We start from the raw sequence: 22,961 nt of genomic DNA on the forward strand, positions 1-22,961 counted from the left end.
GGGCAGAATGCAGGGATCCGGGGCGCCGGGAGCAGGACGACAACCAGTGGCACTTGGTAGACTGTCTACCAAGTGCCACACGTTTCTCGATCACCAGCGGGGAAGGACCTCATGACGACAATCAGCGCGGGCCCGGATGCCAACTCCGACTCCCCCGGCGTCCGGCACGTCAAGCGGCCGACGCCCCTGCGTGAGTCGGTCTACGAGGCACTGACCGAGATGATCATCGACGGCACCCTGGAGCGCGGCCGGCACCTGGTCGAGGTGGAACTGGCCGGCATCCTCGGCGTCTCCCGGCAGCCGGTGCGCGAGGCTCTCCAGCGACTCAACAACGAGGGCTGGGTCGATCTGCGGCCGGGGTTCGGCGCGATGGTGCACGTGCCGGCCGAGGACGAGGTCGATCAACTGCTGGCCGCTCGGGCGGCGCTCGAGTCCGAGTCCGCGCGACTGGCCGCTCGCAATCCGGACAAGGAAGCGGTGGCCAAGCTCAGAGAGCTCTGCAAGATCGGCGCGAACCTGCAGGAGACCGGCGACATCGACGGCGCCGTCCGGACGAACGCCGAGCTGCACGGCCTGATCACCGAGATGTCCGGCAACCGCTTCCTGGTCGACTTCGCCGGCCAGGTCGACCGGCGGGTCCGCTGGTACTACACGCCGGTCGCCCCGGTCCGCGGCGCCGCTTCGTGGCGCGAGCACACCCGGCTGGTCAAGGCGATCGCCGACGGCGACGAGGACAAGGCCGCTCAGATCATGCGCGAGCACACCGAGCACACCCGTAAGGCGTACCGCGACCTGCAGGCCGGCGCGGAGCCCGCAGAACCCCCCGCCCCGGAGAAAAAGCCGACCCCTCGCCGCCGCCGTACCACCAACTGACCCCCACCAGCTGCCCCCCATCCTTCGACCTACCCCGAGTTCCGGCGAGTTACCCCGCGTCAGGCCATGGGGTAACCCGCCGTTGGAGGGGGTAACTCTCGAACGGCGGGCTGGGTCAGGCGGGGGTGCGGCGGCGGTTGGTGCGGGACCGGGTGGTGGCTGCTTTGCGTTCGGCCAGGGAGGTGGCCAGTTCTACGTACTGCGTGACGACCCGGCGGGCGTACGGGTTGTGGTCGAGGATCCGGGGCCACCAGTGGCGGCCCAGCTGTTCGTGCATCCACAGGAAGCCGATCGCGAAGCCCATGCTGAGCAGCGCGCGGAAGGCCAGGAACCGCCAGGGGTCCGCCGGGAGGCCCGACGTGCCGGTGACGGTCCATTCGGTGACGATCGCGTGCACCATCAGGGCCAGCGGGAAGCCGATCACCCAGTAGACCGCAGCCGGGGCGAACACCCCGGGAGGAAGCTTGCCGAGGGCAAGCAGTACGGCGTACCCGATGCCGAAGGCGGCCAGCGGGACGGCCAGTCCCAGGCCGGTCACGATCGCCCAGCCGGCGGGCCGGCCGACGAACGCGGCCAACCCGCCGGCGACGAGACCGGCTGCTGCTCCCACCGAGGCGGCGGGCACGGAGAACTCCGCCAGCTGCCGGACCTTTGCGTCGATCATCTCAGCCCACGACCACGCCGAAGCGCACCAGGCTGTAGAACAGCATGCCCAGGTAGAACACCGCGCCGAACCCGATGATGGCGTTGCGCACCGGCCCGGGCCGGATCGGTTTGGGCAGCAGCTTGTTGTTCACCAGGAGCAACACCACGCAGTAGGCACCCATCGCGAAGGTGGACAGGAACGCCAGGATGTCCAGGATGCCCGCCGGACCGTCGGCCGGCCCGAACAGCAGGATCAGGATCCCGAAGGTGATCACGCCCCAGAGGAATCCGGCGTACAGCTTGGACATCGAGAACCGCTTGGCGCCCGGGACGAAGTAGTAGGTCATGTCCGCCTGGCCGCGGGAGAACGAGTCGAACAGCCCCAGCGTGGCGTTCAACCCGATCAGCGCGATGAAGGCGAAGAACAGCGTGCCCAGGATCGGGCTGCCGGCCGAGGCGAACGCGTCCGACATCGCCTTCAGAGCGGCCTCCCGGTCACCTCCCTCGATCAGCCCGGCCACGTCCGGGTTCTCCCGGGCCGCCGACATCGCCAGCACGGTGAACGAGATCGTCACCAGCATGGTGATTCCCCAGAAGAGCAGCAGCGCGTCGAAGGTGACCCACTTGCGCCAGCCCTTCCACTTCTTCATCTCCTCGGGGTCCTCGGTGTCGAACATGTACCCGCGCGACGGCATCGACTCCGCCTCGTCCGCGGACCGCAGGCCACGGATCTTCGGGATGTGCGCGCCCATGCCGGCGCCGCTGTCGCGCAACTGCAGGGTGTACCACATCTGCTGCATCCCGGACGGGCCGGCGAAGGCGATCGACCCGACCAGGATCGGGAACCACACGTCCGACAGCGCCTTGTCCGGCAGGAAGCCGACCGCGAACATGCCCGACAACGTCTGGGCCAGGTCGTCCCAGCTGCCGACGATCGCCGCGATCACCGAGGTGCCGACGACCAGGAAGCCGATCAGGAAACCGAGCAGCTTCTCCAGGAAGTTGTAGATCACCGACAGCAGGCTGAACAGCACCCCGACGAAGATCAGCGCCACACAGGCCGACAGCTGCCAGGGGATCCCGGAGATCTCCTCGAAGGCGGCCGCGCCGGCCGAGAGATGCCCCGGCCAGATGTAGATCAGGATCGCCGCGACGTAGAAGAACCACATCAGCGGTTTGAACACCCGCGCGGCGCCGAAGAAGATGCTCTCCCCGGTCGCCATCGCGTACCGCGCCATCTCCAGCAGCACGAACGCCTGCAGGGTGACACCGACCATGAACAGCCAGCGGATGTCCGGCCCGAACACCAGGACGAGCCGGGGCCACATGTAGGACTCGCCCATACCGACGCCCAGCGCGACCAGGAAGACGGTCGGACCGAGGATGTGCAGCGAGGGTGGGGCCGGCGGCAGCGGCCGGATCGGCATCGGTTCGAGCCGGCCGGCCTTCCAGACCCGCTCGGTGCCGGCCGGGACCGCGGGATCTTCGGGTACTTCTGAGGTCTTGCTTGTGACGTCCAAGGCGGACTCCTTAGATCGACGCCAGCTGACGAGAGGGACCTTTCACGAACCGAGCGGACCCGCGTTCCGGGCCCAGCGGTACTTGGCACCGAGCACCTGGACGGGTGTCTCGGTGGTGTACGGATAGGCGACGATGCCGTGCTCGAACAGGTACTGACTGGCTTCCTCCACCTCGACGTCCCCCGACAGCGAGGCGACCACGGGCTTGTCGATACCCTTGGCCCGGTACTCCTCGACCACCTCGGCGACCAGCTCGGCGAACACCATCGGCGGTGTCACGATCGTGTGCCAGTAGCCCAGGATCAGTGCATGGATCCGGTCGTCCTCGAGTCCGAGCGCGACCGTGTTGCGGTATGTCGCCGGCGGCTCGCCACCGGTGATGTCGACGGGGTTGCCGGCCGCGCCGAACGGCGGAATGAACTTCCTGAACGCCGCGTCCAGGTCCGGCGGGATCGTCATCAGCTGCAGCCCGTTGTCGACGCAGGCGTCCGAGAGCAGGACTCCCGAGCCGCCCGCGCCGGTGATGATGACGACGTTCTCGCCCTTCGGCGTCGGCAGCAGCGGAATGCCCCGGGCGTACTGGAGCATCTCGTTCAGGCCCGGCGCGCGAACCACCCCGCTCTGCCGCAGGATGTCGTCGTAGACCTTGTCGTTGCCGGCCAGCGCTCCCGTATGCGAGCTAGCGGCCTTGGCGCCCGCACTGGTCCGGCCGGCCTTGAGCACCACCACGGGCTTCTTCTTCGACACCCGCGCGGCCGTCTCCGCGAAGGCGCGGCCGTCCTTGAGATCTTCCAGATGCATGGCGATCAGCTTGGTGTTGTCGTCGGTCTCGAAGAACGTGAGGAGGTCATCCTCGTCGATGTCGGCCTTGTTGCCTACTCCAACGATCGCGGAGACACCCATCCGGCTCGATCGGCTGAAGCCGAGGATCGCCATCCCGATCCCGCCGCTCTGCGAGGACAGCGCGACACTGCCCTGCACGTCGTACGGCGTACAGAAGGTGGCGCAGAGCTGCTCCGGCAGGTAGTAGTAGCCGTAGATGTTCGGCCCCAGGATCCGTACGCCGTGCTTGCGCGCGATCGCCACGACCTCGTCCTGCAGTTCCTGCTCACCGGTCTCGGCGAAGCCCGACGGGATCAGGATGGCCCCGGCCACGCCCTTCTCACCGCACTGCTCGAGCGCGCCGCCGACGAACTTGGCCGGTACGGCGAACACCGCCACGTCCACGTCGCCCGGCACGTCGGTGATCGACGGGAACGCCTTCAGCCCGAGAACCTCGCCACCCTTGGGGTTGATCGGGTAGATGTCGCCGGCGTACCCACCGTTGACCAGGTTCTTCATCACCGAGTTGCCGATCTTGCCGTCCTCGTTGGAGGCGCCGATCACGGCCACCGCCCGCGGCCTCATGATCCGGGTCATCGCGGTCAGGATCTCGTCCTGGCTGTACCGCTCGACCGGTTTGCCGGCCTCGGCGTCGACGATGATCCGGAAGTCCACCGCGGTGGCACCGTCCGGGCCGGCCAGCACCGGGTTGAGATCGACCTCCGCGAACTGCGGGAAGTCCTCCACCAGGTCGGACAGTCTGCTGATGATCGCGGCGATCGCGTCCTTGTCCACCGGCTTCGAGCCGCGCACGCCGTTGAGCATCTCGTGCGCGCCGATCCCGTCGACCATCGAGCGGGCCTCGGCCGGCGAGGTCGGCGCCAGCCGGAAGGTGACGTCCTTCAGCACCTCGACCAGCACCCCACCGAGCCCGAAGGCGACGATCTTGCCGAAGGTCTCGTCGGTGACCGACCCGACGATGACCTCCTGGACGTCGCCACCGGTGACCAGCATCTTCTGCACCTGTACGCCGGTGATCCGCGCGGAGGCGTCGTAGGCACGGGCGTTGGCGACGATCCGCTCGTACGCCGTCACCGCCGCCTCCGCGCTGTCGACGCCGACCACCACGCCACCCGCCTCGGTCTTGTGCAGGATGTCCGGCGAGACGATCTTCAGCACGACCGGGAAGCCGATCTCGGCCGCCAGCCCGGCGGCCTCCTCGGCGGTCGCGGCGAGCCCTTCTCCCGGGGTCGGGATGCCGTAGGCGTCCGCGACCAGTTTGGCCTCGGGGGCGCTCAGCGAGGTCCGGCCTTCCGCCAGCGCCTGATCGAGGACGGTCTGGACAGCTGCCTTGTCATAAGTCATGCCTGAAGCTCCTCAGAAGCAGATGGGTGGACAGCGTTCAGACGACGCCGGCGGCCTTGAGCTCCGCCAGTTCCGCGGTGTCGATGCCGAGACCGCCGTAGATCGCGGAGTTGTGCTCGCCCAGACCGGGTGAGGTCTCCACCTGGACCGGCGAGTCGGACAGCTTGATCGGGCAGCCGACGGTCTTGAAGGTGCCGCGCTGCGGGTGCTTCACCTCGACGACCGCGCCGAGTTCGGCCAGCGTCTCGTCCTCGATCAGTTCCCGGGTGGACAGGATCGGGCCGCACGGCACGTTCAGCGCGTTCAGCTTCTCCATCACCTCGAACTTGGTGTGCTGCTCGGTCCAGGTCTCGATCAGCGCGAACATCTTGTCGAGCTTGTCGAGCCGGGCCGCCGGGCTGTTCCAGTCCGGGTCGTCGGCCAACTCGGGTTTGCCGATCAGGTGCGCGATCGGGGCCCAGCCGGGCGGCTGGACGATCACGTAGATGTAGTCGTTCGGCCCGCCGGGCGCGGTCCGGACGGCCCAGCCGGGCTGTCCACCGCCCGAGGCGTTGCCGGAGCGCGGTACCTCGTCACCGAAGTTGTCGTTCGGGTACTCCTTGAGCGGACCGTGCGCGAGCCGCTGCTGGTCGCGCAGCTTGACCCGGGTCAGGTTCAGCACGGCCTCCTGCATCGCCACGCTGACCCGCTGTCCCTTCCCGGTGACGGTCCGCTGGTACAGGGCCGCGAGGATGCCGGCGACCAGGTGGATGCCGGTCCCGGAGTCACCGATCTGAGCCCCGGTGGCGGTCGGCGGCCCGTCCTCGAAACCGGTCGTGCTCATCGCGCCGCCCATCGCCTGGGCGACCACCTCGTAGGCCTTGAAGTCCTCGTAGCGGCCCGGGCCGAAGCCCTTGATCGAGGCGTAGATCAGCTCCGGGTTGATCAGCTGCAGCCGGTCCCAGGTGAAACCCATCCGGTCGATCGCGCCGGGGGCGAAGTTCTCCACCAGGATGTCGGAGTTCTTCACCAGGTCGGTGAAGATCTCCTTGCCCCGCTCGGACTTCATGTTCAGCGTGATGCTGCGCTTGTTGCAGTTCAGCATGGTGAAGTAGAGGCTGTCGACGTCGGGCAGGTCGCGCAACTGCTGCCGGGTGATGTCTCCGGTCGGCGCCTCCAGCTTGATCACGTCGGCGCCGAGCCAGGCCAGGATCTGGGTGCAGGACGGTCCGGACTGCACGTGCGTCATGTCGAGTACACGAACACCTTCAAGGGCCTTGGGCATGACGGTCCTCCGCTACTTGTACATGGTCTGGTTCATCGTTCCGGGCGCGTAGGCGTCCGGATCGACCCACACGTTGATCAGCGACGGCAGGCCGGACTCGCGGGCCCGCTGCATGGCCGGCCCGATGTCCTTGGGATCACGGACCTCTTCGCCGTAGCCGCCGAGCATCTTGGCGAACTGGTCGTACTTGACGTCGCCGAGCGTGTTGCCGATCCGGCCCCGGTCCTGCCCGTACTTCGCTTCCTGGCCGTAGCGGATCTGGTTCATCGACGAGTTGTTGCCGACCACCCCGACGAACGGGAGCTTGAACCGGACCAGCGTCTCGAAGTCCCAGCCGGTCAGCGAGAAGGCGCCGTCACCGAACAGCGCGACCACCTCCTTGTCCGGCCGGGCGTACTTCGCCGCCATCACGAACGGGATGCCGACCCCGATGGTGCCGAGCGGTCCCGGGTCCATCCAGTGGCCGGGCGACTTGGGCTGCACCACGCCACCGGAGAAGGTGACGATGTCGCCGCCGTCACCGATGTAGATGGAGTCCTCGGTGAGGAACTCGTTGATCTCGTGCGCCAGCCGCAGCGGGTGGATCGGGTTGGCGTCCGACAACTGCCGCGGCAGCCGCTTCTGGTACGCCGCGTCCTCTTCGGCCCGCAGTTCGCTGAACCAGGCCTTGCGGTCACCGGCCTTCGCGATCCGGCCGGAGGAAGCCTGCGTGACCGCCGCGAGGATCGCGCCCGGGTCGCCGACCAGGCCGAGATCGATGTCGCGGTTCTTGCCGACGGTGCGGTAGTCCAGGTCGATCTGGACCACGGTCGCGCCCTTCGGCAGCCGGCGGCCGTAGCCCATCCGGAAGTCGAACGGCGTACCGACGATCAGGATCAGGTCGGCGTTGTCGAAGCCGTACCGCCGGGACAGGTGGAAGTGGTGCGGGTCGCCGGGCGGCAGGGTGCCGCGGGCCGAGCCGTTCATGAACGCCGGGATGTTCAGCTTGCGGACGAAGTCGATCGCCGCGTCACTGCCGCGAGCGGTCCAGACCTGGGTGCCGAGCAGGACGACGGGCTTCTCCGCGCGGGCCAGCAGATCGGCGAGCGCCTCGACGTTCGCCGGGTCGCCGATGCTCTTGGTCGAGCCGCGGTACCGGCCGGTCTCGGGGACGATCGCGGACTCGACCGGGACGGAGTTGTCCAGGATGTCGCGCGGGATCTCCAGGAAGGACGGACCGGGAGCGCCGTTGTAGCACTCGCGGAACGCCATCGAGACCATGTCGGCCACCCGGGCGGTGTGCGGCACGGTGGCGGCGAACTTGGTGATCGGCGTCATCATGTCGACGTGCGGGAGGTCCTGCAGTGAGCCCATCTTGTGCTGGTTGAGGGCGCCCTGGCCGCCGATCAGCAGCATCGGGCTCTCCGCCCGGAAGGCGTTGGCGACTCCGGTGACGGCGTCCGTCGTCCCGGGGCCGGCGGTGACGACCGCACACCCCGGCTTGCCGGTCATCCGGGCGTAGCCGTCGGCGGCGTGCGCTGCGACCTGCTCGTGCCGGACGTCGACGACGGCGATGCCCTCGTCGACGCAGCCGTCGTAGATGTCGATGATGTGCCCTCCGCAGAGGGTGAAGATCACGTCGATCCCTTCGGCCTTGAGGGCCTTGGCCACCAGATGGCCGCCGGAGATCGTCGCCGTGCTCGGCGCCGGCTCGGTGATCACCGCATTGCTTTCGGAAACTGTTTGCGCCATCTGTGCAGTCATCTCCTCGGAGGAAGGCCGCTCGGGAAGGTCAGCCTGTAGATTGCATACCGTATGTGGTAGTCGTAGTCTTATCGCACCGCGGAACCCGTTGTCCAGAGCTCGGCAGGGAGTGGACGTGACGATCCAGGACGAACTGCGCCAGACCCGCCGTGCGGTCCGGAACCTCGAGAAAGCCCTTGCGGGGTTACGGAACCAGCTCGGCCCGCACCTCGACGTACTCCGCCTGGTCGATGACGTCGCCCGGTGCTCGACGGACCTGCGGCGACTGGAGGAGCAGCTGCATGCTCCACAACGCCAAGAGCTCGTCGTCATCCCCGACGACGAGTACGACCATCACCTGTGGGCCACCGGCGACGCCGACCACGAAGGCGTCGGCGCGCCCGGCCGGAGTACCTTCTAGCGAACCCTCGGTGCGGCGAGGCGAGGCTGAGGGTCCAGCACGTCCATGTCCTTGGCATCGAGCAACCGCAGACACTGCTTCAGTAGGTGACGAAGCCGAATGTCGTCGGCAGTACGCGCAGCCACGACCACGGCCTCGGCGGCGTGTTCTGGCGCGATGAAGTTGCGGTACAACGGCTCGCTCAGAGCGATCCGGTCGAGCACCGGCAACCACCACCGCGCCGGACCATCAGGTGCGGGCGCGGATTTCAGCAGGAAGAGCGCGGTCTGATGCGCTCTGGCCAACCGCCCGCGCTCGCCTTGGCCGAGGTCGGTGGCCGCCGTTCGCGCGGTCGCCACACAAAGCGCCACCAGCCGGGCCGAACGGTCGATCCCCGGTTCGGCCGTGCCGAGGAAGGCCGGCGCCAGTGGCAGGAGCTTCCGCCGGCCGGCCTTCGTGCTGTGGTCGTGGACCATCCGGGCGATCGAGCCGAGGACCGGATGAACGCAGGCCGGGCGATCCGTCCAGGGCTCTCGCGCCAGCTTGGAGACCAGTTCCAGGACACACGGTTCGGGCCGCGCCACCCGGCCGTAGGTCACTCGCCCGGCCGGCCCTGCAACGAGACGGTACCGGCGACCGGGGTACCCAGTTGCCGTCTTTCCGTCAGCGACGGCCGGCCCGGCTGTTTCAGGAAGCGGACGGTCAGAGCGGTGACGAGACCGAGCACGCCCGCACCGAGAAAGACCGGGCGGTAGCCGAACGCCTCCACCACACTGGCGGTGACGCCGATCCCGACCAGACCACCGGCCGCCTTGGCGGAGTACAGGATCGCCTGGTTCTGCAGCAGACTGTTCTCGCCGAAGAACTCGAGCACCAGATTGGCCATGATCGCGTAGAACGCGCCGCCGCCGAGGCCCGCGAACATCGCGCAGAGCACGAACGCCCACCCGGCGCCGGACTCGCCCGCCAGTACCAGTCCGACGTGGGCGAGCCCTTCGATCATCAGTACGGCGGCCAGCACCCGGCGGCGGCCGAACCGGTCCGACAGGTGACCGGCGAAGGACCGGCCGAGACCGTTGACCGCAGCAAGCATTCCCGCCGCGAAGCCGGCCACCGCGAGACTCAGCCCCGCCTGGATCGCATAGCTGACCACGAACGCGATACCGAACAACGACAGCGCTGTGCAGAGTGCGAGGGTCAGCCACATCATCGGCAGCGCACCGGTACGCATCGCCTCGCCCGGGCGGTAGTGCCGGGCGGCGGGCAGGTTGTTCGGGATGCTGCGGTTGAGCTTGCGGTCCACGGCCCAGGCCTGCGCGTCGAGGTCGGCCGGCCACCAGTGCCGGGGAGGATCCTTCAGCACACTGCCGGCCGTCATCACGACCAGGAGCACCAGCGCGGCCGCGAGATCGAAGACGAGGCGGTGGTCGGTGAAGGCCAGCAGGCCGATACTCGGAACGGCGCCGACAGCGAAGCCGCCGGTGACGAACCCGATCGTGGCGACCCGCTTGTCGGGGAACCAGCGGGCCGCGGTCGTGATGCAGGCGGCGTACACGAGACCGGCTCCGGTGCCGCCGATCAACGCGTAGCCGAGCACCACCGCCAGATAGCTGGCCGAGTGCGCCAACGTCGCCAGACCAGCGGCGGCGAACACCCCACCCAGTACGACGAGTTGGGTCGGCGAGGCCCGGCGTACGCGCTGGAGCCAGGCGGCCGGAATCGCGACCAGCGCCTGAGCAGCGACGAAGAGAGCGAGCAACCACATCGTCGGGACCGCGCCCCAGCCCCGGCCGGCCTGAAGATCCAGCGCGGCCGACCCGAACGAGTACTGCAGTGGGCTGATCGCCACCATGCAGGCCCAGGCAGCCCAGAGCTGCCATCGCCTCGGGTGGCCGGTGAGTTCCTGGGCGTCCTCGCCGACCCGGTACTGGCGGCCGTACACGTCACGCACATCCCGTGGCTTCATCGGAGCCTCCTTGGCTACTGCATACCGTATGAGCCTTTGGTACCTGTCTCCGTCGCCGCTGTCCAGAGCTCGGCCACCCTTGTGATGGAAGTGCATACAGAATACAGTCGCCACATCCGCTCATGCCGAGGAGGACTTCCGTGGATCTGATGGAGTACCAAGCCAAAGAACTCTTCGCCCGGCACGGGGTGCCGGTCACCCTCGGCCGGGTGGTCGAGGACGCGGCCGACGCCGCCGCGGCGGCCGAGGAACTGGGCGGCCGGGTGGTGGTCAAGGCGCAGGTCAAGGCCGGCGGCCGCGGCAAGGCCGGTGGGGTCAAGCTGGCCGCGGATGCCGCCGAGGCGACCGCGCGGGCCGGCGACATCCTCGGCATGGACATCAAGGGCCACACCGTCCGCCGGGTGCTGCTCGCGCCGGCCGCGGACATCGCCGAGGAGTACTACCTGTCCTTCGTGGTGGACCGGGCCGAGCGCAACTACCTGTGCATCGCGAGCACCGAAGGCGGGGTCGAGATCGAGGAGGTCGCGCACAGCGACCCGGATGCGATCGCGAAGGTGCCGATCGATCCGGCGGTCGGCGTCGACGAGGCGAAGGCGGCCGAGATCGTCGCCGCCGCGGGCTTCCCCGCCGAGGCGGCGTCCGTCGTACGGGCGTTGTGGGAGGTGTTCGTCCAGGAGGACGCATCCCTGGTGGAGGTCAATCCGCTGGTGAAGCTCGGTGACGGTTCGCTGGAGGCGCTGGACGGCAAGGTGACGCTCGACGAGAACGCGGCGTACCGGCACCCCGACCACGCGGCCTTCGCCGATCACGCGGCCGCCGATCCACTGGAGGCCGCGGCCCAGGCCAAGGGCCTGAACTACGTCAAGCTCGACGGCTCGGTCGGCATCATCGGCAACGGTGCCGGACTGGTGATGTCGACCCTCGACGTCGTCGCGTACGCCGGTGAGGCGCACGGCGGGGTGCGGCCGGCCAACTTCCTCGACCTCGGCGGCGGCGCCTCCGCCGAGGTGATGCGCAACGGGTTGAGCATCGTCCTCGGTGACCCACAGGTGCGCAGCGTGTTCGTGAACGTGTTCGGCGGCATCACCGCCTGTGACGCGGTCGCGAACGGCATCGTGCAGGCGCTCGAACTGCTCGGCAGCGAGGCCGGCAAGCCGCTCGTGGTCCGGCTGGACGGCAACAACGTGGCGGAGGGCCGGCGCATTCTCGCCCGGGCCGCCCACCCACTGGTGACGGTGGTCGACACCATGGACGGCGCCGCGGACCGCGCCGCCGAACTGGCCGCGCAGGCCTGAGGAGGTTCACGAAGATGGCTATTTTCCTGACCCGGAACAGCAGGGTCGTCGTGCAGGGCATGACCGGGGCGGAAGGGCTGAAGCACACGTCCCGGATGCTTGCCGCAGGCACCAATATCGTCGGCGGCGTGACGCCGGGCAAGGGCGGGCAGTCGGTCGACTTCGCCAAGCGGTCGATCCCGGTCCACGGCTCGTGCGCGGACGCGGTGCGGGCGACCGGAGCCGACGTGTCGATCGTCTTCGTGCCGCCGCGGTTCACCAGGGCCGCGGTGATCGAGGCGATCGACGCCGGCATCGCGCTGGTGGTGGTGATCACCGAAGGCGTGCCGGTGCACGACACCGCCGCGTTCTTCGCGCACGCGCGGGCGTCCGGCACCACCCGGATCATCGGACCCAACTCCCCCGGCCTGATCAGTCCCGGCCAGGCGAACGCGGGCATCATTCCGGCCGACATCGCCGGTCCGGGCCGGATCGGGCTGGTGTCGAAGTCCGGCACGCTGACCTACCAGATGATGCACGAGCTGCGTGACTACGGCTTCACCACCGCGATCGGGATCGGTGGCGACCCGATCATCGGGACGACGCACATCGACGCGTTGCGGGAGTTCCAGGACGACCCGGACACCGAGGCGATCGTGCTGATCGGCGAGATCGGCGGCGACGCCGAGGAACGCGCGGCGGCCTTCATCGCGCAGTACGTCACCAAGCCCGTGATCGGGTACGTCGCCGGCTTCACCGCTCCCGAGGGCAAGACGATGGGTCATGCCGGCGCCATCGTCTCCGGCTCATCCGGGACGGCGGTCGCCAAGCAGCAGGCGCTCGAGGCCGTCGGCGTGAAGGTCGGCCGGACGCCGAGCGAGGCGGCCCGGCTGATGCGGGACGCGCTCGACCAGCTTCTCGTCCACTCGGGAGACCTGCCCTAGGAGCCCGGCCGCGCCGCCGTCGTCCCGCGCGGCGGCGCCGTACTGGCGCGCACCACCAGCTCGGTGCCGACGGCAACGGGCTGGTGGTGGTGCTCACCCGCCTGGATCTCGTCGATCAGGGCGTCGACACTGCGACGGGCGACCTCGGCGAAGGACTGCCGGATCGTGGTCAGCGGCGGCCAGAACTGGGCGGCTTCCTCCATGTCGTCGAAGCCCACCACGCTGACGTCGCCGGGGACCGCCCGGCCGCGTTCGTGCAGAGCGCGCAGCAGACCGAGTGCCATCTGGTCGTTGGCCGCGAAGACCGCGGTGACGTCCGGGTTGGCGGCAAGCTCACGGCCGGCCTCGTAGCCGGAGCCGGCCGACCAGTCACCGGTCAACACCGGCGGCACCGTGCAGCCGCGGTCGGTCAGGGTCTGGCGCCACGAGCGCAGCCGGCGGGAGGCGGCGTACGAGTCCTCGGGGCCGCCGAGGTGCCAGACCGTCCGGTGCCCGAGGTCGAGCAGGTGCTCGACGGCCAGCCGGGCACCCTGCGCCTGGTCGGTGTCGACCACCGGGTAGTCCAGGTCGGCGTTCGAGTCGATCACCACGACCGGCATCCCCTCGGGCATCCGGACGTCAGCCTCGTCGAGCCGGTGCGCCTCGATCAGGATGATGACCCCGTCCACCGCCTGCTCGCCGAGCCGGTCGAAGGCGCCCGACAACGCGCTCTGGGTGGCGTCCGGCACCGGGATCAGGTTCACGGCGTACCCGCTGGCCGTCGCGGCGGTCGCGACCGCGTCGAGGGTACGGGTGTTGCCGAAGCTCGACAGGCCGAAGACGATCACGCCGATCCCGCGGAACCGGCCGTTGCGCAGCGCGCGGGCCGCGCTGTTCGGCCGGTAGCCGACCTGGCGCATCGCGGCCAGCACCCGCTCCCGGGTGTCCGCGTCGACGTTGACCCGGCCGTTCGCGACCCGCGACACCGTCTGACCGGAGACGCCGGCCAGTTGCGCGACGTCGGCCATCGACGGCCCACGGCGTCGGCGTACCGGCGCCTGGACCGGCGTTTCGTCCGCTCTCATCGGTGCCCCCCTCGGCTCTCTCCGCTGAACTATAGACATGTTGACGTAAACACGTTAGCTTCCTCGCCAGAAATGTTGACGTAAACATCGGAGGCTTCGAGACGATGCACCGAGATACCAAGGGATGGCTTTTCGTCGGGCCGTTCCTCGTCGTGTTCGCGCTCACCTTCCTGGCGCCGATCGGCTACGCGATCTACCTGAGCCTGTTCCGCGACCAGGCGTTCTTCGGCGGCACGGTCTTCGTCGGGTTGGACAACTACGCCGCGGCGATCCAGGACTCGAAGCTGTGGGAGTCGTTCCTGCGGGTCCTGCTGTTCCTCGCCGTCCAGGTGCCGGTGATGCTGATCCTGGCCCTGCTGGCCGCGCTCGCGATCGACAGCGCCCGGCTGCACGCCGCGGGGTTCTTCCGGATCGTCATCTTCCTGCCGTACGCCGTACCGGGCGTGGTCGCCGTGCTGATGTGGGGCTTCATCTACGGCAACAACTTCGGTCTGGCCGCCGATCTCAACGAGCTGCTCGGGACCACCGCGATCCAGCCGCTGAGCGGCCGCTGGATGCTCCCGTCGATCGCGAACATCGTCACCTGGGAGTTCGTCGGCTACAACATGCTGATCTTCTACTCGGCCCTGCGCACGGTGCCCGAGGAGCTCTACGAGGCGGCCGCGATCGACGGCGCCGGACCGCTGCGGACGATCCGCGCGGTGAAGCTGCCGGCCCTACGCGGCGCGATCGTGATCGCGACCATCTTCTCGATCATCGGCAGCTTCCAGCTCTTCAACGAGCCGAACATCCTGCGCACGCTCGCCCCCAACGTGATCACCACCTACTACACACCCAACATGTACGCCTACAACCTGTCCTTCGCGGGTCAGCAGTTCAACTACGCCGCGACGGTGGCGATCGTGATGGGCGTGCTCACCGCGATCATCGCGTACGTCGTCCAGCTGCGCGGCTCCCGGGAGGCACTGTGAGTACGGCGACGTCGCCACTGCGGCCGCGGCGGTCACCGCTGCTGACCGTCCTGATGGTGCTCTACCTGGTCTACACGCTGGTGCCGCTGGTCTGGTTGTTGCTCAGCGCAACCAAAACCCAGGAGGACCTGCTGGCCAGCCCCGGTCTGTGGTTCGGTGACCGGTTCGCGCTGTTCGCCAACATCCGGGACACGCTGACCTACGACGGCGGCATCTTCCTGCGCTGGCTCGGCAACACGATGCTGTACGTCGTGGTCGGCGCGGGTGGCGCGACACTGCTCGCGACGGCGGCCGGCTACGGCCTGGCGAAGTACAAGTTCGCCGGCCGGCGCGCGGTCTTCGCCGTCCTGCTGGGCGCCGTCGCGGTGCCCGGTACCGCGCTCGCCGTACCGACGTTCCTGATGTTCTCCAACCTCGGCCTGACCAACACCGTCTGGGCGATCATCATCCCGTCGCTGGTCAGCCCGTTCGGCCTCTACCTGATGTGGGTCTACGCCTCCGACGCGGTGCCCTACGACCTGCTCGAAGCGGCCCGGATCGACGGCGCCGGGGAGATCCGGATCTTCTTCACCGTCGCCCTGCGGCTGCTCGCTCCGGGCATCGTGACCACGTTGCTGTTCGCGGTGGTCTCGACCTGGAACAACTACTTCCTGCCGCTGATCATGCTCAGCAAGCCGGATCTCTATCCGCTCACCGTCGGCCTCACCCAGTGGAGCAACCAGGCGACCGGAGTGGGCGCGCGGCCGATCTACAACCTGGTGATCACCGGCTCACTGCTGACCATCGTGCCGCTGGTCGTCGCCTTCCTCCTGCTCCAGCGGTTCTGGCAGTCCGGCCTGACCGCGGGTGGCGTCAAACAGTGAAAGGGCAGAGTCGATGAAGAAGACGTGGACGAAACCTGCGGCGCGGCGCAACGCCGCTGCCACGCTGGTCCTGGTGACCGGCCTGGTGGCCGCCCTCCCCGCCACCGCAGTACCACCGCCAAGTTCGCCGCCGTCGCCGCCGCAGTCGTCGTCTTCGAACACGAGCGAGTACCGCGGGGTGAACTGGGCCGATCCCCGGGACAACTACGCATCCGACGAGGTGGTCCCGTCCGGCCTCAGTACCGCGGACAGCTACGCCGTCACCTACCGCAAGTCGACCGGCATCGTGCGGGAGTTCCGCAAGGAACTGAAGGCCAACACCATTCGGCTGCCGATCAACCCGTCGAGCGTCGGCACCACCTGGTGGCGCTCGTACCAAGCCGCGATCGACGCCTCCACCGCCAACGGTTTCAAGGTGATCCTCAGCTACTGGGAGGCCGACGACGCCAAGGACGGCCGCGTCGACGACCCTGCTGCCTACGCCGCCATGTGGGACACGGTGGTGCAGAAGTACGGCAAGAACCCCAAGGTGTACTTCGAGCCGATGAACGAGCCGTTCGGCTACTCGCTCGACGAGTGGGTCGGCGTCACGACCTCCTGGCTGGCCAGGCACCATCGGGTTCCGCGTGGCCGGGTGGTCATCTCCGGCACCGGCTACAACGACAACGTGACCGGCGTCGGCGCCGTACCAGCACTCAGGGGAACGCTGCTGTCGTTGCACTTCTACGGCTTCTGGGACGACGCCACCACCGAGGCGGAGTGGCTCGCCAACCTGCGACCGCGGATCGGCCAGTACGGCCGGCGCACGATCATCGACGAGGCCGGCTCGCCGATGACGACCGGCCTGAACTACGGCAACCACGAGGGCAACGTCTACACGTCGTACTTCGGTGCGCTGACCCAGGTCGCCCGTGAGCAGAAGATGGGCATCGTCTACTGGCCGGGTCTGCGCGACGGCGACGCCTACTCGCTGACCACCCGGGTCGGCGAAGGTGATCTGGAGGTCAACAGCGCCAGCGGTCTGGCCCAACTGCAGTGGGGCTGGGGCCTGCTCGAGAAGGAGCCGGTCAACGACCTGCCGCCCGCACCTCCGGGCGACGTACTGCGAGGAGTCGAGAGCGGCCGCTGCGTCGACGTACCGGGCTTCTCGACCACCGACGGCACCGCCCTCGACCTGTGGGACTGCAACGGCGGTGGCAACCAGTCGTGGAACCACACGGCGGCGAAGGAACTACGGGTCTACGGCAACAAGTGTCTGACCGATGGCAGCCCGGCGACCATCGAGACCTGTACCGGGTCCACCGGCCAGGCCTGGGAGCTCCAGCCGGATCGCTCCATCACCAGCGTCGCCCGGCCCGGCTTCTGTCTCGCAGCGGCCGGTACCGCAAACGGCAGTGCGGTCACCGTCTCGGCCTGCAACGGCCAAAGCAACCAGCAGTGGGAACAGTGAAGGGAAACACCATGAAGACCAGTCATCGGCGCGGCCTGCGTCGCGTCGTCGTCACCACCGCGGCCATCGCGACCGCCTCGGCCCTGCTCGCCGCCTGCGGCGGATCGGACACCTCGGACGGCGGCACCCAGCCGGCCGCCTCGCCGGACGCCGTCAAGGCGGCGCTCGAGAAGGGCGGCACCCTCACCTACTGGAGCTGGACGCCGTCGGCCGAGGCCCAGGTGAAGGCGTTCGAGAAGGAGTACCCGAACGTCAAGGTGAACTACGTCAACGCCGGGACCGGCAACGACCACTACACCAAGCTGCAGAACGCCATCAAGGCCGGCTCGGGCGCACCGGACGTCGCGCAGATCGAGTACCAGGCGCTGCCGCAGTTCGCACTGCCGGGTTCGCTGGTGGACCTGCGGCAGTACGGCTTCGACAGCTTCGAGTCCGCCTACACCCCGTCGACCTGGACTGCCGTGCACGCCGGCGAGGGCCTCTACGGTCTTCCCCAGGACTCCGGCCCGATGGCGTTGTTCTACAACAAGGAGGTCTTCGACAAGTACGCGCTGACCGTACCGAAGACCTGGGACGAGTACGTCGCGGCCGGCAAGAAGCTGCACGCCGCCGACCCGAAGAAGTTCATCACCAACGACACCGGTGACGCCGGGTTCGCCACCAGCATGATCTGGCAGGCCGGTGGCAAGCCGTTCAGGACCGACGGCAAGAACGTCACCATCAACCTGGCCGACGACGCCGGGGCGAAGAAGTGGACCGGGGTCTGGGACCAGCTCGTCACCGGTGGCCTGGTGGCCGGCATCCCGGGCTGGTCGGACGAGTGGTTCAAGGCACTCGGCGACGGCACCATCGCGACGCTCGCGGTCGGTGCGTGGATGCCCGGTGTGCTCGAGTCGTCGGTCAAGCCCGGCGCGGGCAAGTGGCGGGTCGCCCCGCTGCCGACGTACGACGGACAGCCCGCTACCGCGGAGAACGGCGGCGGCACCCAGTCGGTCCTCAAGCAGAGCGCGAATCCCGCGCTGGCGGCCGGTTTCGTCCAGTGGCTCAACCACGGCAACGGCGTCAAGCCGTTCCTGGCCAGCGGCGGGTTCCCGTCGACCACGGCCGACCTCAAGGACCCCACCTTCGTCGACAAGCCGAGCGCGTACTTCGGTGGTCAGCAGATCAACCAGGTGCTCACCGGCGCGGCCGGCAACGTCGTCAAGGACTGGAGCTACCTGCCGTTCCAGCTGTACGCCAACAGCATCTTCGGCGACACGGTGGGCAAGCAGTACCAGGCGAAGTCCGAGCTCGAACCGGGTCTGAAGGCCTGGCAGGACGCGCTGGTCGGCTACGGCAACCAGCAGGGCTTCCAGACCAACGGCTGACCGGTTCGCCGCGACTGTGTGATCCAGAAAGGGATACATGTCCGACTTCACGCTCGGTGAGGCCGATTTCCTCCTCGACGGCGCGCCGTACCGGATCCTGTCCGGTGCCCTGCACTACTTCCGGGTCCACCCGGACAGCTGGGCGGACCGGATCGAGAAGGCTCGCCTGATGGGGCTCAACACCATCGAGACGTACGTGCCGTGGAACGCCCACAGTCCCCGGCCCGGCGTCTTCGACACCGAGGGGATCCTCGATCTCGAGCGGTTCCTGCGGCTGGTGGCCGACGCCGGCCTGCACGCGATCGTCCGGCCGGGGCCCTACATCTGCGCGGAGTGGGACAACGGCGGCCTCCCCGCCTGGCTCTTCCGGGAGCCGGGCGCGGGGGTCCGCCGGCACGAGAAGCGGTTCATGGCGGCGATCGAGGAGTACCTCCAGCAGGTACTGCGAATCGTGGCGCCGCTGCAGATCCACCAGGGCGGACCAGTGCTGCTCGTTCAGGTGGAGAACGAGTACGGCGCCTTCGGCGACGACCAGGTGTATCTGAAGGCGCTGGCCGACCTGATCGGCAGGGCGGGGATCACGGTGCCCCTGGTGACCGTGGACCAGCCGGTGGACGACATGCTCGCGGCCGGCGGGCTGGACGGCGTACTGCGGACCGCGTCGTTCGGGTCGCGGAGTGCGGAGCGACTGCAGACCCTGCGCGCTCATCAGCCGTCGGGACCGCTGATGTGCATGGAGTTCTGGGACGGCTGGTTCGACCACTGGGGCGGTCCGCACCACACCACGTCGGTCGACGACGCGGCGGCGGAGCTGGACGCGTTGCTGGCGGCGGGCGCTTCGGTGAACGTCTACATGTTCCACGGTGGCACGAACTTCGGCCTGACCAACGGGGCCAACGACAAGGGGGTCTACCGGCCGACGGTCACGTCGTACGACTACGACGCTCCGCTGGACGAGGCGGGGAACTTCACCGCGAAGTACCACGCCTTCCGGGAGGTCATCTCGCGCTATGCGCCGGTGCCACCGCTGACGGTCGAGCCGGTCACCCCGGCTCCGGCGTTCTCGGTGCCACTGACCGATCCTGTTCCCGTCGAGGGCGAGTGGACCCGGCACACGTCACTTCCGACCCTTGACCAGTTGGGCGCCCAGCTCGCGATCTACCGGACCGAGATCGCGGTCGACGGACCTGCTCTGCTCGACGTCGGCGAGATCAGGGACCGGGCCCAGGTCTATCTCGACGGGCATCCGGTCGGCGTACTCGAACGTGAGAACCACGATCGGGCCATCCTGTTGCCGTCCGGACGTGGCCGGCTTGAACTGGTCGTCGAGGACCAGGGCCGGGTCAACTACGGACCGCGCATCGGCGAGGCCAAGGGGCTGGTGGGCGAGGTCACGCTCGACTCGCACCCACTCACCGACTGGTCGACCTGCGTGGTCGAGCTCGATACCGTTCCTGGCCTGTGGGAGTCCGGTGCCGGGCAGGCTGGGCCCACTCCGGGACCGACGGCCTGGCGAGCCACCTTCGAGGCCGACGGGCCGGTCGACCACTTCCTCCGGACGGACGCCTGGGGCAAGGGTTTCGCCTGGGTGAACGGCTTCTGCCTGGGTCGCTACTGGCATCGGGGTCCGCAACACACGCTGTACGTTCCAGGGCCCGTCGTCCGGCCGGGGCACAACGAACTGGTGGTGCTGGAACTCGACACCATGGCCGACCGGACCGCGCACTTTACGGCCGGCCCTTCGCTCGGCCCGGTGGAGCTGTAGGTCGGCGTCCCGGCCGACGGGAGATGCGTTTCCTCACTCTGGCTCTCTGAGGCTCCAGAGCGACTATCTCGTGCCGGCCGGGACCGCGCCGATCTTCGTCGACAACAGGTCCGCCACCGCGTGTACCGCGCGCAGGGTCGGCGCCTGCGTGCCGGTCAGGTCGGCCAGCTCCACCACCGCGGCCAGGATCACGTCCAGTTCCAGCGGCTTGTCCTTCTCCAGGTCCTGCAGCATCGAGGTCTTGTGGTCGCCGACCCGCTCGGCGCCGTCGATCCGCTTGTCCACCGAGATGTCCGGCGTCGAACCGACCGCGGCCGCGATTGCCAGCGTCTCCTCCATCATCAGCCGGATCATCGCCCGGGTGCCCTGGTGCCGGGCGATCTCCACCATCGTCGCCCGGGCCAGCGCACTGATCGGGTTGAAGGCGGCGTTGCCGAGCAGTTTGATCCAGATGTCGTCGCGCAGGTCCTCCTCGACCGGGCACTTCAGCCCGCCGGCGATCATCGCCTCGCTGAACTCCACGCACCGGTCCGAGCGGCCACCGGCCGGCTCACCGATCGAGAACCGGGTGCCCTCCAGATGCCTGACCAGACCCGGACTCTCCAGCTCGGTCGAGCAGTAGACGACGCAACCGATCGCGCGGTCGAGCGAAAGCACCCGGGTGACCTCACCGCCGGGATCCACCGACTCGATCCGGCGCCCCTCGTACGGGCCCGGGAGCCCGTGGAAGTACCACCAGGGGATGCCGTTCTGCGCGGCCACCACAGCCGTCCCGGCGTGCAGCAGCGGCTGGATCAACGGGCCACAGGAGGCGTACGAGTTCGCCTTCAGCCCCAGGAACACGACGTCGACCGGCCCGATCTCGGCAGGGTCGCCGGTCGCCGGAGTACGAGCCACCCAGTCACCCCGTGGACTCAGCACCTTCACCCCACCGGCCCGGATCGCCTGCAGATGCGGGCCCCGGGCAACTAGATGCACCTCGGTCCCGCCGCGGTGCAGGGCCGCGCCGACATAGGCACCGATCGCGCCGGCGCCGAGAACAGCCACCTTCATCCGCTGGTCCTCCTGTCGTGTGGGCCAGAGTTGCTTGGTATACCGCATACAGTAGGCTGAGCAATTTTACGGGTCAATGCATGATGTAGATCACATTTTCGATCGCTTGATAGGCACGCCCGATGAGGTCACCGGCGAGCACCGGACCGGCTGACCAGCAGGGACGTCGTGGCCACACGGGGCGGCCCAGGCGGACGACTTCGAGGCGGTCGCGGCGCGCGGCGAATTACCGGCTGGTCTTACTGGGTGCGGGCCGCGCCAATGTGCTACCGTTTCCGGCGGTTGCAGTTTTGCAGTTCCCCGTTCGTTTTTGAAACGCCCGCGGATTTGTGATCCGCAGGGCGTTTTCTCATTTCTGGGCCTCGGTCCGGTGTGGGAGGGCTCGTTCGGCAACCAGGGGACCGGCGACCGTCGGGACCTGTTACCCGCCCCACACAAGGAGCAGATCATGGCCAGCGGAACAGTGAAGTGGTTCAACGGTGAAAAGGGCTTCGGCTTCATTTCTCAGGACGGCGGCGGCGCCGACGTCTTCGTGCACTACTCGGCGATCGCGGCGGACGGCTACCGTTCGCTCGATGAGAACCAGAAGGTCGAGTTCGACCTGACCCAGGGCCCCAAGGGCCCGCAGGCGGAGAACGTCCGCCCGGTCTGAACCACCGCTTGAGCAAGCCCGGCCGTTCTCGGCCGGGCTTGTTCTTTTTACCGGACCCACTGGTTCTCGCCGTCGTTCACCTCGTCCGTCTCGCGGAGTCCCGCGGCGGCCGCGACGGCGGCTGACGCCGCATGGCCGGGATGGACATGCGCGATGATCCGCTGCGCCCCGTGAGCCTCGAGCCAGCCGACCAGGCCGACGGCCGCCTCTTTGGCCATGCCCTGCCCCTGCCAGGCCGTCCCCAGCACCCAGGCGATCTCCGCCTCGTCACCGATCACAGTGGCCTGGACGTACCCCGCCAGTACGTCGTACTGCGTGATGCTGATCACCCAGTTGAGCCACGTCTCCCCCGGGCGCCCCGGACCGGCCACTTGCCGCCGGTAGCGCTCCGCCAGAGCCGCGGCCGTCGGCGGCTCGTCACCGGTGAAGGTATAGAGCCCCGGGTCAGCGAGCACCTCCGCCATCGCATCGGCGTACTCGACTCGTAGTGGCAGCAGAGTGAGCCGCTCGGTACTGAAGCTGGTCGCGATCATCTGTTCAAGGTAGCGGCGAGCGGCTCGGCAGCTCCCTCCACTGCCGGCCCGCCCGACGCCACCTGTCCGCTATCCATGACGGCGCGCGTTCGGGTGCAGGTCGAACAACGGGCTCCGCTGATCACCGACCCCGTACGGCGTGACGCGCTCCTCGTAGTGCAGATGCGGCCCGGCAGCCGCGCCAAGGCGATCCCCTGTCTCCACCGTGTCGCCCTGACGCACCTCCGGCCCGGCCAGGTGGTCGTAGAGGTGCCAGATGGCATTGGACTCGACCACCACCTGCTCCGCCGACACCCGGACGACGACCCCGGCCATAGTGGCCCTGATCGGCGTACCGGCTGCGGCACGGTAGTCACGGCCCGAGTGGAAGCCGTGCCCGCCGTCGCCTGCGACCCCGAACTCGCAGGTCACGTCCGCGTTGTGTACCGGAGCTGCCATGCCATGAGAG

Annotated in this window: 21 protein-coding genes; 10 read left to right on the top strand and 11 right to left on the bottom strand. The window is 68.5% G+C overall.

Going from position 1 to position 22,961, the window contains the following annotated elements; genetic code table 11:
* The first annotated feature begins 111 nt into the window (after window positions 1-111).
* Entirely contained in the window at window positions 112-873 is a 762-nt protein-coding gene (locus tag OX958_RS25610) for a GntR family transcriptional regulator (protein ID WP_270131989.1), read from the top strand.
* A gap of 115 nt (window positions 874-988) precedes the next feature.
* Here OX958_RS25610 and OX958_RS25615 read toward each other — a convergent pair whose 3' ends face one another.
* From OX958_RS25615 to OX958_RS25635, 5 genes are read right to left on the bottom strand one after another with little or no spacing between them, the layout of a single operon-like run.
* Window positions 989-1,537 (bottom strand): hypothetical protein, encoded by a 549-nt coding sequence (locus OX958_RS25615; protein ID WP_270131991.1) that lies wholly within the window; start codon window positions 1,535-1,537, stop codon window positions 989-991.
* A 1-nt stretch (window position 1,538) separates the two neighbouring features.
* A complete protein-coding gene (locus OX958_RS25620) occupies window positions 1,539-3,038 on the bottom strand; it encodes an Nramp family divalent metal transporter (protein ID WP_270131992.1) in 1,500 nt (499 codons plus the stop codon).
* A 42-nt stretch (window positions 3,039-3,080) separates the two neighbouring features.
* Window positions 3,081-5,225: an acetate--CoA ligase family protein gene (locus tag OX958_RS25625; protein ID WP_270131993.1), complete on the bottom strand. Its 2,145-nt coding sequence runs from the start codon at window positions 5,223-5,225 to the stop codon at window positions 3,081-3,083.
* Between the two features lie 37 nt (window positions 5,226-5,262).
* Window positions 5,263-6,489, bottom strand: a complete 1,227-nt coding sequence (gene frc, locus OX958_RS25630; protein ID WP_270131995.1) for a formyl-CoA transferase — start codon at window positions 6,487-6,489, stop codon at window positions 5,263-5,265.
* Between the two features lie 12 nt (window positions 6,490-6,501).
* Complete coding sequence (locus OX958_RS25635) at window positions 6,502-8,220, bottom strand: thiamine pyrophosphate-binding protein (RefSeq protein WP_270131996.1); 1,719 nt, start codon at window positions 8,218-8,220, stop codon at window positions 6,502-6,504.
* Window positions 8,221-8,347: 127 nt separating this feature from the next.
* On the opposite strand from OX958_RS25635, the gene OX958_RS25640 reads away from it, so the two are divergent.
* Complete coding sequence (locus OX958_RS25640; protein ID WP_270131999.1) at window positions 8,348-8,632, top strand: hypothetical protein; 285 nt, start codon at window positions 8,348-8,350, stop codon at window positions 8,630-8,632.
* Here OX958_RS25640 and OX958_RS25645 read toward each other — a convergent pair.
* Entirely contained in the window at window positions 8,629-9,195 is a 567-nt protein-coding gene (locus tag OX958_RS25645) for a hypothetical protein (RefSeq protein WP_270132001.1), read from the bottom strand. The two genes, OX958_RS25640 and OX958_RS25645, sit on opposite strands and share 4 nt — an antisense overlap.
* Before the next feature lie 11 nt (window positions 9,196-9,206).
* Window positions 9,207-10,577: an OFA family MFS transporter gene (locus OX958_RS25650; protein WP_270132002.1), complete on the bottom strand. Its 1,371-nt coding sequence runs from the start codon at window positions 10,575-10,577 to the stop codon at window positions 9,207-9,209.
* A 140-nt stretch (window positions 10,578-10,717) separates the two neighbouring features.
* Here OX958_RS25650 and sucC point away from each other — a divergent pair, with 140 nt between their 5' ends.
* Window positions 10,718-11,872, top strand: coding sequence for an ADP-forming succinate--CoA ligase subunit beta (gene sucC / locus OX958_RS25655; RefSeq protein WP_270132003.1), 1,155 nt, complete (start codon window positions 10,718-10,720; stop codon window positions 11,870-11,872).
* Window positions 11,873-11,886: 14 nt separating this feature from the next.
* Window positions 11,887-12,795: a succinate--CoA ligase subunit alpha gene (sucD, locus tag OX958_RS25660; protein ID WP_270132005.1), complete on the top strand. Its 909-nt coding sequence runs from the start codon at window positions 11,887-11,889 to the stop codon at window positions 12,793-12,795.
* Here the strand turns inward: sucD and OX958_RS25665 are convergent.
* Window positions 12,792-13,859 carry a LacI family DNA-binding transcriptional regulator gene (locus tag OX958_RS25665; protein ID WP_270132007.1) on the bottom strand — a complete coding sequence of 356 codons (1,068 nt, stop codon included), beginning with the start codon at window positions 13,857-13,859 and terminating at the stop codon, window positions 12,792-12,794. The two genes, sucD and OX958_RS25665, sit on opposite strands and share 4 nt — an antisense overlap.
* Window positions 13,860-13,963: 104 nt before the next feature.
* Between OX958_RS25665 and OX958_RS25670 the strand changes: the two genes are divergently transcribed.
* From OX958_RS25670 to OX958_RS25690, 5 genes are read left to right on the top strand one after another with little or no spacing between them, the layout of a single operon-like run.
* A complete protein-coding gene (locus tag OX958_RS25670; protein WP_270132009.1) occupies window positions 13,964-14,830 on the top strand; it encodes a carbohydrate ABC transporter permease in 867 nt (288 codons plus the stop codon).
* On the top strand, window positions 14,827-15,693 hold the full coding sequence (locus tag OX958_RS25675) for a carbohydrate ABC transporter permease (protein WP_270132011.1): 867 nt from the start codon (window positions 14,827-14,829) through the stop codon (window positions 15,691-15,693). The genes OX958_RS25670 and OX958_RS25675 overlap by 4 nt, the downstream gene beginning before the upstream one ends.
* Window positions 15,694-15,706: 13 nt before the next feature.
* A complete protein-coding gene (locus tag OX958_RS25680; protein WP_270132013.1) occupies window positions 15,707-17,143 on the top strand; it encodes a ricin-type beta-trefoil lectin domain protein in 1,437 nt (478 codons plus the stop codon).
* An 11-nt stretch (window positions 17,144-17,154) separates the two neighbouring features.
* Entirely contained in the window at window positions 17,155-18,510 is a 1,356-nt protein-coding gene (locus tag OX958_RS25685; RefSeq protein ID WP_270132015.1) for an ABC transporter substrate-binding protein, read from the top strand.
* A 37-nt stretch (window positions 18,511-18,547) separates the two neighbouring features.
* Window positions 18,548-20,275: a glycoside hydrolase family 35 protein gene (locus tag OX958_RS25690; RefSeq protein WP_270132016.1), complete on the top strand. Its 1,728-nt coding sequence runs from the start codon at window positions 18,548-18,550 to the stop codon at window positions 20,273-20,275.
* Window positions 20,276-20,338: 63 nt separating this feature from the next.
* Here the strand turns inward: OX958_RS25690 and OX958_RS25695 are convergent, their stop codons facing one another.
* A complete protein-coding gene (locus OX958_RS25695; RefSeq protein ID WP_270132019.1) occupies window positions 20,339-21,328 on the bottom strand; it encodes a 2-dehydropantoate 2-reductase in 990 nt (329 codons plus the stop codon).
* A gap of 448 nt (window positions 21,329-21,776) precedes the next feature.
* Here OX958_RS25695 and OX958_RS25700 point away from each other — a divergent pair, with 448 nt between their 5' ends.
* Window positions 21,777-21,980, top strand: a complete 204-nt coding sequence (locus OX958_RS25700) for a cold-shock protein (protein WP_026163488.1) — start codon at window positions 21,777-21,779, stop codon at window positions 21,978-21,980.
* A gap of 47 nt (window positions 21,981-22,027) precedes the next feature.
* On the opposite strand, the gene OX958_RS25705 is transcribed toward OX958_RS25700, so the two are convergent.
* Both OX958_RS25705 and OX958_RS25710 read right to left on the bottom strand, forming a co-directional pair.
* The gene (locus OX958_RS25705; protein WP_270132023.1) at window positions 22,028-22,513 is read right to left on the bottom strand and encodes a GNAT family N-acetyltransferase; all 486 of its coding nucleotides are present in this window, start codon (window positions 22,511-22,513) and stop codon (window positions 22,028-22,030) included.
* A gap of 69 nt (window positions 22,514-22,582) precedes the next feature.
* The gene (locus OX958_RS25710; protein WP_270132024.1) at window positions 22,583-22,951 is read right to left on the bottom strand and encodes a M23 family metallopeptidase; all 369 of its coding nucleotides are present in this window, start codon (window positions 22,949-22,951) and stop codon (window positions 22,583-22,585) included.
* Window positions 22,952-22,961: the final 10 nt, after the last annotated feature.

It is taken from the genome of Kribbella sp. CA-293567 (genome assembly GCF_027627575.1).
Taxonomy (GTDB): Bacteria; Actinomycetota; Actinomycetes; order Propionibacteriales; family Kribbellaceae; genus Kribbella.

Coding starts and splice junctions, on each gene's coding strand:
- OX958_RS25710 (WP_270132024.1), bottom strand. CDS start 22,951: ATGGCAGCTCCGGTACACAACGCGGACGTGACCTGCGAGTTCGGGGTC.
- OX958_RS25665 (WP_270132007.1), bottom strand. CDS start 13,859: ATGAGAGCGGACGAAACGCCGGTCCAGGCGCCGGTACGCCGACGCCGT.
- OX958_RS25635 (WP_270131996.1), bottom strand. CDS start 8,220: ATGGCGCAAACAGTTTCCGAAAGCAATGCGGTGATCACCGAGCCGGCG.
- OX958_RS25695 (WP_270132019.1), bottom strand. CDS start 21,328: ATGAAGGTGGCTGTTCTCGGCGCCGGCGCGATCGGTGCCTATGTCGGC.
- OX958_RS25705 (WP_270132023.1), bottom strand. CDS start 22,513: ATGATCGCGACCAGCTTCAGTACCGAGCGGCTCACTCTGCTGCCACTA.
- OX958_RS25610 (WP_270131989.1), top strand. CDS start 112: ATGACGACAATCAGCGCGGGCCCGGATGCCAACTCCGACTCCCCCGGC.
- OX958_RS25615 (WP_270131991.1), bottom strand. CDS start 1,537: ATGATCGACGCAAAGGTCCGGCAGCTGGCGGAGTTCTCCGTGCCCGCC.
- OX958_RS25625 (WP_270131993.1), bottom strand. CDS start 5,225: ATGACTTATGACAAGGCAGCTGTCCAGACCGTCCTCGATCAGGCGCTG.
- OX958_RS25690 (WP_270132016.1), top strand. CDS start 18,548: ATGTCCGACTTCACGCTCGGTGAGGCCGATTTCCTCCTCGACGGCGCG.
- OX958_RS25650 (WP_270132002.1), bottom strand. CDS start 10,577: ATGAAGCCACGGGATGTGCGTGACGTGTACGGCCGCCAGTACCGGGTC.
- OX958_RS25685 (WP_270132015.1), top strand. CDS start 17,155: ATGAAGACCAGTCATCGGCGCGGCCTGCGTCGCGTCGTCGTCACCACC.
- OX958_RS25680 (WP_270132013.1), top strand. CDS start 15,707: ATGAAGAAGACGTGGACGAAACCTGCGGCGCGGCGCAACGCCGCTGCC.
- frc (WP_270131995.1), bottom strand. CDS start 6,489: ATGCCCAAGGCCCTTGAAGGTGTTCGTGTACTCGACATGACGCACGTG.
- OX958_RS25670 (WP_270132009.1), top strand. CDS start 13,964: ATGCACCGAGATACCAAGGGATGGCTTTTCGTCGGGCCGTTCCTCGTC.
- sucD (WP_270132005.1), top strand. CDS start 11,887: ATGGCTATTTTCCTGACCCGGAACAGCAGGGTCGTCGTGCAGGGCATG.
- OX958_RS25700 (WP_026163488.1), top strand. CDS start 21,777: ATGGCCAGCGGAACAGTGAAGTGGTTCAACGGTGAAAAGGGCTTCGGC.